Below are 16,384 nucleotides of genomic sequence, written 5' to 3'. Positions count from 1 at the left end.
ACTATCTCGAGAGAATGGCAATCGGCTGCTATCAGCTGACGCCCGCAAGCATGACAGGGACACCATGTCCCCGTCTCGATGATTAGCGATGCCGATAAGATGAAGGATGATCTGGTGCGCAGCCAGCATCAGCACGCCGATCAGCATCGTGCCGATACCATCGCCTTCAAAGAGCAGGCGTTCAAAGAGGTCTATGCGCCGCGTGATCTGCTTTTCGAGAAGTATCAGGCGCGCATCGGCGGCAAAAAGGGTGACCTGACCTTTACCAGCTTCGATGGTTCGCTCGCGGTCGAGATCAAGGTCGCCGACAGGATCGCATTCGGCCCCGAACTTCAGGCGGCGAAGGCACAGATCGCCGAATTTATCGAAGAGAATGCCGAAGGGATCAACGACAATGCGCGGATGCTCCTGGAGCACGCGTTTCAGATGAACAAATCCGGGCGCATCGACACGCAGCGTGTCCTCGGGCTGCGCAAGCTTCAGGTGAAAGGCCCAGATGGTGGCCCGCATCCAAAATGGGAAGCGGCCATGCAGGCCATCACCGACGCCGTCCAGATGCATGCGACCTCGACCTATCTCCTGCTCAAAGAGGCCGATGAGCGTGGCGCATCTGGCGTCCAAGGACTGAAGTGGTCGTGCCCTGGCAGGAAGGTGCCCGCCCGAGCCCGGTTTCGACGGGCGGTCATCGTCAGCTCGTATCGGTTCGTTTCGTTGCGGCCATCGTGCTCCGGCGTCACAGTGAGGGAAGCGCCAAAGATGGTTTTATGGGGGCAATTGACCTGCAGAGGCTTTGGGCACCCCACGCTGACCGACAGCAGCGACGGTCTTTGGTCGGTAGAAAGAGTTGACGGAATGCTCATTGCCTCGGGCAATGCTACCGGGCTGACATATCCCACCACGCCCGAGGTTCGACCGGGAGATGCGCTCCATCCGAACGCGGAGGGGCATGCGACTATCGCGCGCCATGTCGCTGATGGCCTGGCGGTTTACATGGCTCGTTTCGAAGGCCATGAGGGCAGACTGGAGGATCTTCACGCCTCCCTCATCGCGGAGGGCACGGATCTATCCGAACCGCGGGCCGACAACGTTGCGGATACGATTGAATACCTCCGCAGCCTCCCCGCCCAGCCCGTGGAAGATAGCTGTCGGGATCCATGCGGGAGCTGACGCAGAGTTAAGATCCTGACCGTAAAATTTTCCTGCCAAAGCTAACCGGAGTTTCTGCCAGAGCTGGCGGCGCGCAACACTGTCAATCTCCATCGAAGTGCCGTTGAAAGATTGTAACCCCGGATATTACCCGGCAATCCCAACCAACTGAAAAGGGCTCAGGCATTTCTGCCTAAGCCCTTGATTTCAGTGGTGAGCCCGACAGGATTCGAACCTGTGACCCACTGATTAAAAGTCAGTTGCTCTACCAACTGAGCTACGGGCCCACTGTGGATGTGGCGTTTAAGGAAGGTCGCCGGGAGGGTCAATACCCATGGCTGAAATTTCTTAAACAAATTTCTCCGGGAGGCGATTTTCCTGGAAACTGCCGTCATCTCAGCCCGAGATGCCCTGCACGCGGCAGGGCGTCTCGATCTGGCATCTCGGTCGGGAACCCGTCTATCGGGTCAGGATCAATGATTCACGAGCGCCGGCTCTGCCGCATGTGACATGGCAGCAGCCAGTTCCGCGCATAATCGCCGAAGCGGGAACAGTCTGACTGCGCCGGCCCCTGGCGCGACGCAAGGTAAGGGGCTCTGCCAGTCTCGTTTCCGAACAAAGATCTCTGACCCGATTGATCGGGTCGCACCAGGCTGTCCGGGGCTATGACGACATATCTCTGCCAGCGGATCCTGAGGAAGCAGGCTATCCCTGACAGAGCCGGCACAGTGCCAAAGCAAGGGCCGTGAAGGAACCGTGCACGCACTCGGAGGAGCCGGAACCTCTGCCCTGTGCCTGAGAGGCGCAGGGGAGGCCCGTAAAGGGGCAGGCAGCAGGAGAGCGGGTCCGATAAGGCTGCTGCGCCAGACGGCCACCAGATGGGCACTCCGTCGGCGAGGGTGGCGGCCGCCTGCCTGTCACCGCGATGTGGCGGCAGGTCGGGGCGTCAATAGATATCTCGGCGCAGGCGGCGCTCTGTCATCAGGCGCGCGGTCTCGTCCTTGCCCAGCACCTCTTCCAGCGCCTGCTGCACATCTGTCGCCATCCCCTCACGCCGGCCGCAGATCCAGATACCGCCACCCGCCGCGACATGCGCCCTTACCGCCACCGCCGAATCGCGCAGGATATGCTGCACATAGCGCGGCCCTCCCCCTCCGCGCGAAAAGCTGCGGTCAAGACGCGCAAGCCCGCCACTGGCCAGGTAGCCGGACAGTTCCTCTGCGAAAACAGCGTCATGGTCCGGGCTGCGCTCGCCGTAGATCAGCCAGACAGGGCCGCTTGCCTTCAGGGCCGCGCGGTGGCGCAGATGCGCCAGCAGGCCGGCCAGACCCGATCCATTGCCGATCAGCAGCATCGGCATCGCGTCATCCCCGGCATGAAAGCCGGGATTGGCACGAATCGACAGGTCAATGGCACCGCCCTCGCCCAGTTGCCGGCAGAGCCAGTGCGAACCGGTGCCGGGGCGACCGTCCTCCGAAATCACCTCGCGCAGAATTAGTTCCGCGCGCCCGGAGGCCGGCAGCGAGGCCAGCGAATAGTCGCGTCTGACCGGGCCTTCGGGACTGGGGATGGTAATCTCGGCGATATCTCCGGCCCTCCAGGCCGGCAGGGGGCCTTCGGGTTCCAGCACCAGATGCCAGAGCGGGCCGCCCGGACTGCCGGGGTTCAGATGGTGCCGCGCCGCCAGACGCCAGCGTCCGGGTGCGGCGGCAGATGCCGGCGCTCCGGTGTTCGTGGTCTCCCCCATCCGGGCGCGCCAGGTGGCAAGCGCAGTCGGCTGGTCACGGTCGACCTCGGTCAGCGGGAAACGGGGCGTGGCGCCGCAGGCCCGCAGCCAATGGTCCAGCCGATGCGCAAAACCGCAAAAGCGCGGATAGTGGCGGTCGCCCAGCGCGAGTATCGCATAGCTGAGCCCGCCCAGCTCCGGGCACCCCGCCATCACACGCGCGAGGAACACCGTGGCATTGTCGGGCGCGTCACCATCGCCGGTCGTGCTGATGTAGAACTGCGCCTGCGCCGTGCCGGCGAGATCCGCCACCCCGATCTGGTCCAGCGACAAAAGACGCGCGCCCGGGGATGCCACTGCTGCGGCCCGTGCCAGCGCCTCGGAGCTGCCGCTCTGGCTCGCATAGCCGATCAGAAGACCGCCTGGACCGGTTGCAGCCACCTGCCCCGCCCGCCGCGCGCGGATCAGGGTCCGGACTGTGAACCCGGACCAGACGGCACCGGTCAGCGCTGCCATCGTCCAGTGCAGCGGGTCAGCGCTGAGAATCATCGTCAAGCATCTCCTGCAAGGCGGGGGAAATCTCGGTCACTGCACCTTCCGGCCCGCGCCGGATCATCAGGGCCGCAATCCCGGCGATGCGCGCAAATGCCATGCCCCGCGCAGCCCCCAGCACCAGAAGCGCCGTCGCCAGGGCATCGGCCTGCATCACCGTTGGCGCCAGCACCGAGACCGAAGCGAGGTCATTTTCCACCGGCCAGCCGGTCGCCGGGTCGATCGTATGGGCATAGCGGCGCCCGCCATGCTGAAAGCCGCGCCGGTAATCGCCCGAGCTTGCCAGCCCCCAGCCGTTCAGCGCGATCACCAGCGGGCGCTGCCCGTTATGCAGCCCCCCCGGCGGCGATTCGATCCCGACCCACCAGGGCCGCATATCGGGCCTGAGGCCGCGTCCGTAGAATTCCCCACCGATTTCAATCAGATGCGATCCGATGCCGGCCCCGGCCAGCCGCGCACTGATCAGATCGACGGCATGGCCCTTGGCACTGCCGCTGAAATCAAAGCGCAGACCGGGTGGGAAATGCAGCCGGTTGCCCTCCAGCCGCAATCGCGCATGACCGCTGAGTTGGCGCGCCACTGCGATCTCTTTCGGCTGCGGCAGCGGGGCCAGGGCGGGACGCGGCCCCGGCGGGCCAAAGCCCCAGAGATCGACCAGCGCGCCCAGCGTCGGGTCCGAAGCGCCTCCGGTCTGATCCGCAAGCTGCAGAAGCGGCGCAAGCAGCGCCTGAAAGCCTTCAGACAGTTCCGCTTCCCCTGCCCCGTTGCGATGGAGGCGCGCGACCTCGCTTTCCGGGGTCCAGGGGCTGAAGAGCGCAATCACCCGCGCGCATTCCGTCTCGACCAGGCGCTGCAGCCCGGGGCCTGCGCCGGGCGGCGCCCAGGCGATCAGCGACCAGCCCGTGCCCATGGTCTCGCCCGCAAGACGGGTCTCGACCCAGCCGGGCGGCGGCGGCAGAACCGGCCCCCGGGCCACCAGAGGCGGCAGGACAACGCGGTTGCGCGACAGGGTTTGCATCGCGGACCGGCCCTAATGGATGAACAAAAGCGCGATGATCAGCGGCAAAGCAAAACTTGCCCAGCCGAGCGGCCAGGTGGCCGGGCGTAATTTCGCATGCATCCAGAGCAGCCCGAAGCCGGTAAGGGTGAAGATGACACAGGCCAGCGCCAGCAGGTCAATGAACCAGGACCAGACCGGCCCGGCATTGCGGCCCTTGTGCAGATCATTGAGCCAGGCCAGCCAGCCACCATCGGTCAGCCGGTAGGTGACATCACCACTGGCACGGTCAATGGCCATCCAGGCATCGCCTCCGGGACGCGGCAGGGCGATATAGACCTCATCGGCATTGGTCTCGGTCGGGCGACGGTCAAGCGTCACGCGGAACTCACCGGCCGCCCAGGCGGCGACAGCCGCGGGCACCGGGGTCTCGCCCGCTTCCGGCATAGCACTGATCGCGGCCAGAAGGTCAGGCGGCAGGCTCGCGCTCAGCTCGACCGTCTCGGGACGCGTGGCGAAGAGGCTGGCATTGTTAAGCGTGAAACCGGTGACCGCGAAGAGGAACATCCCCGCAAGACTGAACGCTGCGGAAACCCAGTGCCATAAACGGAACTGGCGCAGCCAGAAGCTGCGCCCCAAAGTTGTCGCCAGCAGATTGCCTGCTTGCATGAGCATCCCTTTCCTCAGGGGTTCGCGGTCACTTTCAACCGGGTGATCTCACGTTCGCCGGTCACCTCGGCGCTGTTCTCCGCGTCGCCCCAGCGGAAGGGCGCGCGCAGGGTTTCCCGCCCGCCATCCTCGCGCGAGACCTCGACGGCCAGCACATAATCGCCGGCGCTCAGCCCGGTGAGCGCGGCATTTTCAGGGGCAACCGCAACTTTATGGGTGCCGGGGCCACGGGTCGGCCCGCTCAGCCCATCGGCCGGGAGATCAAGCTTTTCGCCTTCGGCCCGCCACCAGCTGCGCAGATCGCGCAGGAAGCCGCGGCCGAGATTGTCGCGCAGCCTCGTGTCATACCAGACCGCAACGGTACCGCGGATCTCTTTCGAGCCCGGCTCTTCGATCCAGGCCGCGAGATAGGGGCGGTAAGCGGGGCTGGCCTCGGGCTGTGGCAGCGTCACCTCGAATTCCAGCCCGGCAGCCAGAGCCGGGCCGCTCACCAGCGCCAGCGTCGCCGCAACGGCCAGGCGCGCGGCGGGCATCGGGCGGGTATTGTCATCTGTCATCATCAGCACCAGTCATCGTCAGCACCCGGGGGGCAAAAGCGGTATAGATGCCTCACGGCGGGCGGGAAGCCGTCACCCGCCGCAAGGCCAGGGACGGGGCTGCGATCAGTTCGCAGCCCCGTCCTTTTTCTCGTCTTTCTTATCGGCCTGATCATTGCCGTCATCCTCGCGGACAGGCGCCGGATCAGCGGCCGAGACGAAGCCATCGCCATCGGTGTCATTGCGGGCAAATGTCTTGCGGGCGGATTCGAGATCCTCTTCCAGCGACAGGAACCCATCCCGGTCACGATCAAGCAATGCGAACCGCACGCCGGCCTGTTTCAGGCTGGCCTCAAAACGCTCACCGCTCGGATCGCGGCCCTGATCGGCATATTGCTGGCGCAGGCGGCCCTCGAATTCAGCAACATATTCCGCCTCATTGAGCCTGCCATCGCCATCCTTATCGGCGCCCCGGAAACGCTCGGTCCGCACCTCGATCAGCTCCTCAAGCGAGACCTTGCCGTCGCCATTCTTGTCATAAGAGGCGATAAAGGCCGCCTGGCTGTGGCCGCCGGCAATGCCCGGCTTCGGCGAGGCATCGGCCGGATTGTCCGTTGCCGTTTCGGTCGTGGTGCCGGATCCGGCGGTTGTGGTCTCTTCGCTTTGCGCGAAAGCGGCGCCGGACAGGGCCGCGATCAGCGCGAGGCTGAGGCTCAGGGTGGTTTTGCTGCGGTCGGCCATGGGGGGACTCCGTTCCTCTGGCTGTGGTCTGGCCGGGGATCCGGCCGGGAAAGAACGAACCGGCCATCACAAGACGGCCGGTCCGGATGGATCAGAAGGTCTTGATAATACCAACCTTGAAGTTGCGGCCCGGGCCGTTGCGGGTGGCCAGCGCCTGCATGTAATCGCGGTCAAACAGGTTCTCGACACCGAAGCGGATTTCGGTGCCTTCAAGCACACCCTCCTGCGGACGGTAGGTTGCGCGCAGGTTGTGAACTGCAAAGCCCGGACGGATCACCGATTCGTCGTAGCGGTCATAGGCAACCATTTCCCAGCTCAGATCGAGTTCACGGTCCCAGCGTTTCCCGGCGACGACACGCACGGAATTCGGCGGTGTCTGCGCATAATTCGGGCGATCAACCAACTGGATCGTTTTCGATTCGAAATTCACGATGCTGGTGCTGAGTTCGCCGTAATAGCCACTTTCCATGCTATAGGCGGCCTCAAGCTCGAACCCGGTGCCTGCGATCCAGGCCGTGCTGGGCTCTGACGTCGCGTTCCAGACATTGGTGTCGTAGATATTGCCTTTGATGCTGAAGGCATCCCCCGCCGAGAAAAGGTCAGCGGTACGCCAGGACGCCCCGATTTCAACGGTGCGCGACTGTTCGTTGATGGTCATGTAATTTGCGCGCGAACCGCCCACCCAGGCCTGGTTCTGATTCTCGAAGTCATCGAGGATCGGCAGGCCCTCAGTATAGGCCACGCTGCCGAACACCGCCGCACCATTGGCGAATTCATAGCGCACATCGACGCCGCCCATCAGTGCGTCATTGTCGAAGTTTGTGACCGGGATCCGGGCCTGCGGAAGGCCTTTATAGGTGATATCCTGGGTCTCATACCGCATCGCGGGCGTGATGGTCAGGCCATTGCCAAAATCGAATTTGTTGATCAGGAAGAAGGCGGTGCGGTCATCCGTGCCACCCGGCGCCGAACTTGCGGTCTTGCGGTCTTTCCGGATGAATTCGACACCGGCGCGCAGTTCGTTTTCGATGCTGCCAAAGGTAAAGCGCGCGGTGTTCTTCACCGTGAGCTTGGTCGTCTCATAGCGGTGATCGGCATTCCTGAGCCCATCGGTGGGGACATAGGGCACCGAGGTGCTGTCGATCTGCTGATCGGCATAGGACAGGATCACCCGCAGGTCGACCAGGTCATTGTCGAGCGGGTTCCAGCCATAGGTCAGCACCGCGTTGCGGCTTTCAACATCGCGGTCGACATTGCCGAAGGCATTGCCCCCGATCGCGTCATAGGGCACGTCGCGTTCGGCCATGGTGCTATTGGCCAGCGAGAGGCTGACAAACTGGTCGCGTTCCTGGCCGAAGGTGAATTTGCCCTTGAGCCCCCAGGACGGCGTTTTGAAACCTTCGGCCCCGAGGTCGACGCCGTTACCATCGACCTGTTCGCCCAGGCGGCGCCAGATGTAATTGGCCACGAATTCAGCGTTTTCCGAAGGCTGCCAGGCCAGGATCGTCGACGAGGTGATGCCGTCGCCATTCGAGTTGAAACTCAGCCCCTGGCGGAGCTTGTAGCCGATCTCGCCGCCGGTGAAATCCGAGGCATCCTTGGTTTCCAGCTGCACGATGCCGCCGACCACGCCAGAGCCATATTCAAAACTGCCGATGGTGCCGCGCATCACCGAGACGCTTTTGAACAGCTCCGGATCGGTGAACAGCTGCGTGCCGATCCGGTACAGCTCTTCCGAACCCTGGGTCGCCCCGTCAATCGTGATCAACACCTTCTGATTGGTGCCATAGGTGTTGCCGGCACCAAAGCCGCGAATATTGATGCCGCCGCCAAGTGGCGTCGCGCCATTGATCAGCGTGACACCCGGCACCGAGGAGATCAGCTCGGCGATGGTCGAGGCCTGACGGTCATCCATCTCTGCCTGATCGATGGTGGTGACCGCAACGCCGGTATCGGTCGCCACGTCGCGTTTGGTGTCCAGGATGATGGTGCCGAGGGCCTCAGCCTCTCCGGTCGTCTGGGCGAGAGCCGCCACAGGGAACAGAAGCGCGCAACTGCTCAACAGAGCCGCGCGCAATGAATTGCGTCCAGTCATTACCGCCTCGCTTCGGGTCAGAATTTTGGGAGAGCGCTGGCGGTGATATGCTGGCGGTTGTGCCTGTTTCTGTCCTGATGCCTTGCAAACTGAGTCTGCCGGCTGATCATGGGCACAGCGCATAACTGCTTAATCCTGGTGTTACTGTCAAGATTTGCAATGATGCTGCCGGAAAGCCGCATTGCACCGGTGTGACATCCGGGTAACGGAGCATCCGGGCCGGCGCCGCAAGAGGCCACAGGCGGCCCCCGGCGGGGGCCGGACGGTGACAGGACCGGACCGCAGTAACGCCCGCGCTGCGCCGCGCTGACAGGCCGCATTGTCATTGCAGCTTGACATCCCCCCTCCACTCGCGGTCTGTCGCGCTTAGTCCTACGGTCCCCCGCCGCCGCGCCACGCGCCGCACCTGCCAGGTTCCCGCCGGTCCCCCTCGGTCAATCTGAACAGGAGTCATGTGATGGGTTTCCCCTTCCTGACAAACGGTTATCGTAAATCCGTTTTCGGTCTTACGCTTGCAGCCCTCGTACTTCCGGGCGCGGTTCTCGCCGAAAGCAGCTTCCCCGCCCCGGTTGAATTCGAAGGTCGATTCCGGGTGATCCCCGCTGAACCCGGCAAGCCCGTGCTGCCCGGCAGCAGCGTCACCATCGAAGGCTCGGGCCTGAAACCGGGTCAGACCCTCGTGCTGCAACGCGGCACTGCGGTTCTGAGCAGCGATGCCCTGACCGCCGATGACAAGGGCGCCGTCAGCTTTACCTTCACCCTGCCCGAAGATGCCGCTACCGGCCTGCATCCGGTGATTGCCATCATGGACCAGCCCTCTTCGACCTCGCTTTTCGATGTGAAAGTATCAAAGGATGTGCCGCTTTCCGGCGCGGACGGGTTCAGCGTGACCCGCGTGAAATCGGCGCCCGGCCTTTATCAGTCGGTCTATAGCGCGAAATCGAATGCGCTCTTTGTGGCGGCTGCGAGTTTCCGCCCCCCGGCCGCTGCACTGCTGAAGCTGAACCCCGAAACGCTGGACGTGGTCGCCGAAGTCACGCCACCGCCGCTGCCCGAAGACCAGCGCCGCGCACCGGCGGAAGGTCAGCCCGATAACGGCCCGCAGCCGGTGGCGCTGTTCGGCCTGGCGGTCGATGATGAAAAGGGCACGATCTGGGGCACCAACACCTTTGACAATTCGGTGGCGGTCTATGCTCAGGACGATCTGTCGCTGATCAGACAATTCCCGCCCGGCGAGGTCTATCACGCCCGCGACGTCAAGGTGGATGCAAAGCGCGGGCGCGCCTATGTCTCGGCCTCGGCCACCAATGGCGTGCATGTGTTCGACACCGAAACCCTTGAAAAGGTTGCGGTCATCGAGATCACCTCGGGCATTCGCGGCGGAGAATTCTCGCTGATGAGCATAGCGGTCGATCCGGATGGCAACCGCCTTTTCGCGGTCAGCCGCAAATCGAACGAGCTCGCGGTGATCGACCTGACCAGCAATACCGTGACCCAGGTCCTGCCGCTTCCGGGCGCGAAAAACGCCTCCGGCGTCGATTTCGACGCGGCGACTGGCACGATCTATGTCGCCTCGCAAGACAGCGACAACCTGCTGATCGTCGATCTGGCCTCGGGTGAGGTCAGGCATGATGTCACCACCGGCGCCGGCGCGCTGAATGTGGTGTTTGACCCGGTGCAGAAGCTCGCTTTCGTGTCGAACCGCGGTGCAGGCACGGTGACGGTGGTGTCGCCCGAGGGTGAGATCGTCGCCAATCTCGACGGCGGCAGCTATCCGAACCATGTCGCAACCGATGGCAAAGGCAATGTCTTTGCCGCCAATAAGTCGCTCGGCGCCGAGGATGCGACCGCCGACCATATCGCGCTGATCCATAAGGCGAACTGATCGCCGCAGATCTGTACCACAGACCATCTGAAACCCGCAGCCGGCGACCCGGCTGCGGGTTTTTTGAGGGCCACCGGATGCGGTGTCAGTTGTCCTGTCAGATGCCTTGCCCGGCGAAAATCGTCTCGATCCGCGCCATCATCTCGGGTTTGTAGTCGCCGCCCAGCACCTCGGCCCAGGCCCTGAGATAGTGTTTCGCGGCATAGACATGACCGTGCCCGGGCGGCGTCGTGGTTGCGGTCATCATGTCAAACCCAAGCTGAAGAAAGGTCACCACCGGCCACCATCTGAGGCTCGGGCTGACATCGGGGCCGCGTGATCCCCTGAGCCAGGCCGGCGCGCGCCACAACGTCCCGGTCGAGAAAAACACAATCGGGTCAGAGGGATATTCAAGGTAAATCATCCGCATCACCCCCCAGGGGGCGTATGTGTGGGACTGAGGCTGCTGCGTCATCACCCTGATGGCCGAACCGTCGCGGTAGCGCGGTGCCCAGGCCGGGCTGTCCGGCACACGGCTGGCCAGAAGCTGCTGCCAGCCGCGCATGGCAAAGGGCGGTCCCGCCCAGAGCGCGCCCTGCGGCGGGTCTGACAAAAGATCCTGCCAGGAGATCGGCAATTCACCATTGCGGGCCCCCAGCGACAGGCCGAACAGATAAAGCTCGGGCCGGCTTGCCTCCGGCAGGTTGCGCCAGTGGCCATAGATTTCGCGAAACACCGCCACTGCGCTTTCAGCGCCATATTCCGGTTGCAAAATCAAAGACATCCAGCTCGGCAGATAGGAATACTGCACCGCCACGACCGCCACATCGCCGCCGGTGAGGTAATCCAGCGGCTGCATCCCTGCCGGGTCCATCCAGCCGGTGCCGGTGGGGGTTGCGATCACCAGCACGCGGCGGTCAAAGGCGCCGACGCGCAGCGCCTCTTCCAGCGCCAGCAGCCCCCGCTGATCGGCGTCAGGGGCCGAATTCAGCCCGACATAGATGCGCAGCGGCTCCAGCGCCGGCGCCCCGGTGATTGCAGTGATCGCCGCCGCATCGGGCTCTGCAAGGACCCAGTCACGTCCGGCAGCGCCCAGCCCTTCCCATCCGACAAGCGAGGCGGCAGAGCCCGATTTCAACGCATCGTCGGGTGCCGCCTTTTCCGGCGGGATCAGCCGGTCAAGGGCTGCATAGGTCTCGTCCAGTGCCTGCAACACGCGGCCCAGCATCACATCATTGCCGACCGCCCAGAAGAGCAGCAGCGCCAGGGTGATCCCGGTCAGTTTCGCCAGCCGGCGCGGGATGAAGGCTTCAAGCTGCGTCGCAATCACGCGCCAGAGCCGCCGGAACAACCGACCCAGAAACACCAGCACCAGCGCGACAAAAGCCGCGACCGCGAGAATCGTGAAAGGGCGCGCGGTCTCGACCGGCGGGATCCCCATTGCGGCATGGATGTCGTTTTGCCAGCCGGTGACATTCCACAGCGCCCAGAGGATCGCCGCCCCCGCAATCAGCAGCCCGAGCGTCATCTTGATCCGCAGCACCCTGGGCGCGGCGGGTCCGGATTCGACCACCCACTGGCGCAGCACCATCAGCGTATATCCCACCAGATAGCCAATCGCGAAACAGATGCCGCCAAGCGCCCCCTGCACCAGAGCGGCGCGCGGAATCAGCGAGGGCGATAAAGAGACCGCGAAGAAAAGTGCCCCAAGCGCCAGACCCGCCGCCGAGGGCCGACCAAAAAGTGAGGCATCTTTAACTCTGCGCCAACGCAACATTCCGGGCTCCGTCCTGAAGTGATGGGCAGTTTCGCCGCCCGCACGGCGGGGTCAAGGCCCGGCGTTTCCTTACCGCCCCTGGGCCATTTTCGGCGCGCGAAAGACACGGGTGCTGGCAAAACAATCCTCAAGCCGGTTCAGCCGGTCCCGGACCTGATCCGGCATATGCGACTGAACCTGCGCCAGCAGCGCCTCGACCACCATCAAAAGCACCGCGGTCGAATCCCAGGCTGCGGGCATTTCGATATGGCAGGGCAGCACATGGCGCGAATGCGAGGCCGCAGGCGAAAGCCAGCGATCGGTGATCAGCACCACCTCGGCCCCCTGGACCGCCGCGAATTCTGCAAATTGAACCGCATTCGATTCATAGCGGCGGATGTCGAAGATCACCACCACATCACCGGGCGCGAGATCAAGCAGCGCCTGCTGCCAGTCGGTGAGGTGATCGGCGATCCAGGTGACATCGGGGCGAATGACCCTGAGCAATGTCGCCATGTAATCGGCCAGCGCATGGGTCAGCCGCCCGCCCATCACCACCACCCGGCGCGACATATCCGCCATCAGCGCGGCAGAGCCGTTGAAATCCGCCGCCGGAATCAGGTTAAGCGTTGCGCCGATATTGGCCACGACCTGTGCGGCAAAGCCCTGAAGCGGGTGGCTCCGCCCTTCCCCCGGTACGGCCGGGGCGCCAAGCGGGGTCACGAGAAGGTCTTCGACTTCCACCCGCAGCGCCGCCTGGTAATCCGACCAGCCCCTGAAGCCCAGCTTTTGCACCAGCCGCACGATGGTGGGCGAGGACACATCCGCCGCCCGCGCCAGCGTGGTGATCGAGCCAAGCGCTGACATCGGAAAATGCGACAGGATATGGGTCGCGACCTGGCGCTCGGCCCGGGTCAGATCGTTGAGCGAGGCCCGCATTCTGTTTTCGATGCTCAGGCCCTGGTCCATGCGCCCCCCTTTGCGGCAGTGTCCTCCGGGGCTTTGTCACCCCGGAAATGTCACGGGCAGGGTTGCAGAAAAGATTGTAACAGGAAACAGCATTCTGAAATAATCTTGACAGCGCCCCCGCCAGAGGGTGACCCTTAGGAAAAAACAGGGAGCCGACTCGTCCATGTCCTTTCCGGGATCATCCTCCTGCCGGCTTTGCCGGGCGGGCTATGTCTGTCGACCTTTGTTCCCTGCCGGCTGCGGAGGCTGACACGATGCCGATATTCCTTATCCGGCTGGTGCTGATCATCGAAAAGATCAACACCATCATCGGCCGCCTCGCGATGTATCTGATCTTCGCGCTGGCCGGCGTTCTGCTTTACTCGGTGATCGCAAAGGCGTTTTTCCGCCCCGCGCTCTGGACCCAGGAAATGGCCCAGTTCACCATGGTCGGCTATTTCGTCCTTGGCGGTGCCTATTCGCTGATCCTTGGCGCCAATGTGCGGATGGATCTGCTTTACGGTCGCTGGAGCGTGAAAACCCAGGCGCTGGTCGATTGTTTTACCGTATTCTGCATGATCTTCTTCCTCGTCATCGTCCTTTGGGGCGGGATTGAAAGCACGATCTACTCGTTCGAATTCGGTGAGCGGTCCCGCACCGTCTGGCGGCCCTATATGGCCCCGATCAAGATCGTGATCTGCTTCGGCGTCTTCCTGATGATCCTGCAATCCATCGCCTTTCTCATCCGCGACATTGCGACTTTGCGCGGAGTGAAAATCTGATGCCCTACGAATATATCGCCATCGTCATGTTCATGGGCATGATGGCCATGCTCATGACCGGCCAGCGGGTCTTTGCCGGCATCGGTTTTGTCGCCGTGGTCGCCACCATCGCGCTTTGGGGGGATCGGGGGGGCTATGACATCGCCTTCACCACCACCATCAAGCTGATGAACTGGTATCCGATGCTCACCCTGCCGATGTTCGTCTGGATGGGCTATGTGATGTCCGAGGCGCGGCTGGCCGATGACCTCTACAAGATGTTCCATGTCTGGTTCGGGCCGATCCCCGGCGGTCTGGCGATTGGCACGATCCTTCTGATGGTGCTGATCTCTGCCATGAACGGGCTGTCGGTCGCGGGTCTTGCGATTGGCGCGACCATCGCCCTGCCCGAGCTTCTGAAGCGCGGCTATGACAAACGGATGGTAACCGGCATTATCCAGGGCGGCTCGTCGCTGGGGATCCTGGTGCCGCCCTCAATCGTGCTGGTGCTTTACTCGATGATCGCGCGCCAGCCGGTCGGGCAGATCTGGCTTGCCGGCGTCTTTCCGGGCCTGCTGATGGCCGGGTTCTTCCTCCTTTATGTGGTGATCCGCTGCGGCATCAACCCGAAGCTCGGCCCGCCGCTGAGCCAGGAGGAGCGCGATTCCATCACCTGGGGTGAGAAGATCCGCCTGCTGCGCGCCGGTATCCTGCCGGTGGTGATCTTTGCCTCGATGATGGGCCCCTTCGTGCTGGGCTATGTCAGCCTTGTCGAAGCCTCGGTGGTCGGCGCGATGATCGCGACGCTGGTGGCGCTGGTGAAAGGCCGCATCACGAAAAAGGTCTGGGAGAACTGCCTCGTCAACACGCTGGGCGTCACCTGTATGTTCATGTGGATCCTGCTGGCGGCGATGGCCTTCGGTGCGGTGTTTGACGGTCTGGGCGCGGTGAAGGCGATTGAGGCCTTCTTCCTCGAAGATCTCGGGCTTGGCCCCTGGGGGATCGTGATCCTGATGCAGGTCTCGTTCCTGATCATGGGCATGTTCCTTGATGACACCGCCATGCTGGTGATCGTGGCGCCGCTTTATATTCCGCTGGTGGCCAAGCTTGATCTTGGCATGCCGCCACAGGATGTGCTGATCTGGTACGGGGTGCTTTACACCATCACCTGTCAGGTGGCCTATATCACGCCGCCCTTCGGCTATAACCTGTTCCTGATGCGCGCCATGGCGCCGGACCATGTTTCACTCTCCGATATTTACCGCTCCATCGTGCCGATTGTCGCGATTATGATCCTGACTCTGGCGGTGATCATGACCTTCCCCGAGATCGCACTTTGGCTGCCACATCAGGTTTACGGATCATAACCGGGCAAACCGGAATTCAATTAAGAACCCACCAACGGAGGTAAAGATGACGACGAACAGACGGAAATTCCTGACCAGCGGGGCGCTTGCCGCCGGTGCAGCCGCCCTCGCCGCCCCCGCCGTTCGCGCGCAGGCCGCGCCGATCAAATGGCGTATGCAGACCTATGCCGGTGCGGCGCTTGGCGAGCATGTCTGCAAGCCAGCAATTGACAAGTTCAACCAGATTGCTGCCGGCCAGATGGAGATCGAGCTCTATTACGCCGATCAGCTGGTTCCGACCTCGGAGCTGTTCCGCGCCATGCAATCGGGCACCATCGACGCTGTGCAGTCTGATGACGATTCCATGCAATCGCCGACCGAAGTGACCGTGTTCGGCGGCTATTTCCCCTTTGCCTCGCGCTATTCGCTCGATGTGCCGGTTCTGTTCAACCAATATGGGCTGAAGCAGATCTGGGAAGAGGAATATGCCAAGGTCGGCGTGAAACACATTTCGGCCGGATCCTGGGATCCCTGCCATTTCGCGACGAAGGATCCGATCAATTCGCTGAAGGATCTTGAGGGCAAGCGCGTCTTCACCTTCCCGACCGCCGGGCGGTTCCTTGCGCAATTCGGCGTGGTGCCGATGCAGCTGCCCTGGGAAGATATCCAGGTCGCGCTGCAAACCGGCGAACTGGACGGCATTGCCTGGTCGGGGATCACCGAGGATTACACCGTCGGCTGGGCCGATGTGACCAAATACTTCCTCACCAACAACATCTCCGGCGCCTGGATTGGCCATTTTTTCGCCAATGCCGACCGCTGGAACGAAGTGCCTGACCATCTGAAAGCACTGATGGAAGTCTGCTTCGAGCAATCGCATTACTACCGTCAGTGGTGGTATTGGGGTGGCGAGGCCGATCTGCGCGTCAATGGCCCGAAACTGCAACTCACCTCGATCCCGGATGAGGAATGGAATACGGTCGAGGCGAAAGCCCGCGACTTCTGGGATGAGATCGCGACAGAATCCGAGACCAAAGCCAAGGTCGTCGAAATCTTCAAAAAATACAACGATGTGATGGCCAAAGCCGGTCGTCCTTACCGTTACGGCTGATCCAGTCGGGGCAGTGGTGGCCATTCCACCCTGCCCCATTACATTCGGGCAGGTGAATTACCTGCGGGGAGAGAAAAGGACGTGAGTGTGATGCGGATTGCTGAGGATTGCTGGCCCAGAAAGCCGGAATTCGGTG

The 16,384-nt window shown here is 62.9% G+C and carries 12 protein-coding genes, 1 tRNA gene and 1 pseudogene; 5 read left to right on the top strand and 9 right to left on the bottom strand.

All coding sequences use genetic code 11. The features are described from left to right. Nucleotides 1-66: 66 nt before the first annotated feature. Nucleotides 67-1,167: pseudogene (locus M3484_RS18795) on the top strand (DUF3164 family protein); the annotation flags it as partial. Between the two features lie 190 nt (nucleotides 1,168-1,357). Here the strand turns inward: M3484_RS18795 and M3484_RS18790 are convergent. The 7 genes from M3484_RS18790 to M3484_RS18760 form a co-directional block, all read right to left on the bottom strand. Continuing rightward, a tRNA-Lys gene (locus M3484_RS18790) sits at nucleotides 1,358-1,433 on the bottom strand. A 659-nt stretch (nucleotides 1,434-2,092) separates the two neighbouring features. Beyond that, complete coding sequence (locus M3484_RS18785; RefSeq protein WP_249498732.1) at nucleotides 2,093-3,421, bottom strand: sulfite reductase subunit alpha; 1,329 nt, start codon at nucleotides 3,419-3,421, stop codon at nucleotides 2,093-2,095. Continuing rightward, the gene (locus M3484_RS18780; protein WP_249498731.1) at nucleotides 3,405-4,442 is read right to left on the bottom strand and encodes an FAD:protein FMN transferase; all 1,038 of its coding nucleotides are present in this window, start codon (nucleotides 4,440-4,442) and stop codon (nucleotides 3,405-3,407) included. The genes M3484_RS18785 and M3484_RS18780 overlap by 17 nt, the downstream gene beginning before the upstream one ends. Nucleotides 4,443-4,454: 12 nt before the next feature. Continuing rightward, entirely contained in the window at nucleotides 4,455-5,096 is a 642-nt protein-coding gene (locus M3484_RS18775; RefSeq protein ID WP_249498730.1) for a PepSY-associated TM helix domain-containing protein, read from the bottom strand. 8 nt (nucleotides 5,097-5,104) lie between these two features. Next, on the bottom strand, nucleotides 5,105-5,650 hold the full coding sequence (locus tag M3484_RS18770) for a DUF2271 domain-containing protein (protein WP_249498729.1): 546 nt from the start codon (nucleotides 5,648-5,650) through the stop codon (nucleotides 5,105-5,107). Between the two features lie 102 nt (nucleotides 5,651-5,752). After that, entirely contained in the window at nucleotides 5,753-6,367 is a 615-nt protein-coding gene (locus tag M3484_RS18765; RefSeq protein ID WP_249498728.1) for an EF-hand domain-containing protein, read from the bottom strand. Nucleotides 6,368-6,458: 91 nt separating this feature from the next. Continuing rightward, on the bottom strand, nucleotides 6,459-8,462 hold the full coding sequence (locus M3484_RS18760; protein WP_249498727.1) for a TonB-dependent receptor plug domain-containing protein: 2,004 nt from the start codon (nucleotides 8,460-8,462) through the stop codon (nucleotides 6,459-6,461). 457 nt (nucleotides 8,463-8,919) lie between these two features. Here M3484_RS18760 and M3484_RS18755 point away from each other — a divergent pair, with 457 nt between their 5' ends. Next, nucleotides 8,920-10,347: a YncE family protein gene (locus M3484_RS18755; protein WP_249498726.1), complete on the top strand. Its 1,428-nt coding sequence runs from the start codon at nucleotides 8,920-8,922 to the stop codon at nucleotides 10,345-10,347. Nucleotides 10,348-10,444: 97 nt separating this feature from the next. Here the strand turns inward: M3484_RS18755 and M3484_RS18750 are convergent, their stop codons facing one another. After that, nucleotides 10,445-12,103: an alpha/beta hydrolase gene (locus tag M3484_RS18750; RefSeq protein WP_249498725.1), complete on the bottom strand. Its 1,659-nt coding sequence runs from the start codon at nucleotides 12,101-12,103 to the stop codon at nucleotides 10,445-10,447. A gap of 69 nt (nucleotides 12,104-12,172) precedes the next feature. Beyond that, nucleotides 12,173-13,051: a MurR/RpiR family transcriptional regulator gene (locus M3484_RS18745; protein ID WP_092898670.1), complete on the bottom strand. Its 879-nt coding sequence runs from the start codon at nucleotides 13,049-13,051 to the stop codon at nucleotides 12,173-12,175. Between the two features lie 254 nt (nucleotides 13,052-13,305). Here M3484_RS18745 and M3484_RS18740 point away from each other — a divergent pair, with 254 nt between their 5' ends. Genes M3484_RS18740 through M3484_RS18730 form a run of 3 tightly spaced genes read left to right on the top strand, consistent with a single transcriptional unit; the run spans nucleotide 13,306 to nucleotide 16,248 of the window. Next, entirely contained in the window at nucleotides 13,306-13,812 is a 507-nt protein-coding gene (locus M3484_RS18740; protein WP_092901842.1) for a TRAP transporter small permease subunit, read from the top strand. Next, on the top strand, nucleotides 13,812-15,158 hold the full coding sequence (locus M3484_RS18735) for a TRAP transporter large permease (protein ID WP_249498724.1): 1,347 nt from the start codon (nucleotides 13,812-13,814) through the stop codon (nucleotides 15,156-15,158). The genes M3484_RS18740 and M3484_RS18735 overlap by 1 nt, the downstream gene beginning before the upstream one ends. 46 nt (nucleotides 15,159-15,204) lie before the next feature. Beyond that, nucleotides 15,205-16,248 (top strand): TRAP transporter substrate-binding protein, encoded by a 1,044-nt coding sequence (locus M3484_RS18730; protein WP_092898674.1) that lies wholly within the window; start codon nucleotides 15,205-15,207, stop codon nucleotides 16,246-16,248. Nucleotides 16,249-16,384 lie beyond the last annotated feature (136 nt).

Origin of the sequence: Pseudomonas sp. GX19020, assembly GCF_023371075.1 — a bacterium.
Lineage (GTDB): Bacteria > Pseudomonadota > Alphaproteobacteria > Rhodobacterales > Rhodobacteraceae > Pseudogemmobacter.
Note: the sequence above shows the minus strand (reverse complement) of the source record. Positions and strands in the feature narration are given on the sequence as shown.

Bases quoted from the DNA above. Each gene is read 5' to 3' on its own strand.
- M3484_RS18740 (WP_092901842.1), top strand. From the start codon at position 13,306: ATGCCGATATTCCTTATCCGGCTGGTGCTGATCATCGAAAAGATCAAC.
- M3484_RS18745 (WP_092898670.1), bottom strand. From the start codon at position 13,051: ATGGACCAGGGCCTGAGCATCGAAAACAGAATGCGGGCCTCGCTCAAC.
- M3484_RS18750 (WP_249498725.1), bottom strand. From the start codon at position 12,103: ATGTTGCGTTGGCGCAGAGTTAAAGATGCCTCACTTTTTGGTCGGCCC.
- M3484_RS18735 (WP_249498724.1), top strand. From the start codon at position 13,812: ATGCCCTACGAATATATCGCCATCGTCATGTTCATGGGCATGATGGCC.
- M3484_RS18760 (WP_249498727.1), bottom strand. From the start codon at position 8,462: ATGACTGGACGCAATTCATTGCGCGCGGCTCTGTTGAGCAGTTGCGCG.
- M3484_RS18755 (WP_249498726.1), top strand. From the start codon at position 8,920: ATGGGTTTCCCCTTCCTGACAAACGGTTATCGTAAATCCGTTTTCGGT.
- M3484_RS18785 (WP_249498732.1), bottom strand. From the start codon at position 3,421: ATGATTCTCAGCGCTGACCCGCTGCACTGGACGATGGCAGCGCTGACC.
- M3484_RS18775 (WP_249498730.1), bottom strand. From the start codon at position 5,096: ATGCTCATGCAAGCAGGCAATCTGCTGGCGACAACTTTGGGGCGCAGC.
- M3484_RS18780 (WP_249498731.1), bottom strand. From the start codon at position 4,442: ATGCAAACCCTGTCGCGCAACCGCGTTGTCCTGCCGCCTCTGGTGGCC.
- M3484_RS18730 (WP_092898674.1), top strand. From the start codon at position 15,205: ATGACGACGAACAGACGGAAATTCCTGACCAGCGGGGCGCTTGCCGCC.
- M3484_RS18770 (WP_249498729.1), bottom strand. From the start codon at position 5,650: ATGATGACAGATGACAATACCCGCCCGATGCCCGCCGCGCGCCTGGCC.
- M3484_RS18765 (WP_249498728.1), bottom strand. From the start codon at position 6,367: ATGGCCGACCGCAGCAAAACCACCCTGAGCCTCAGCCTCGCGCTGATC.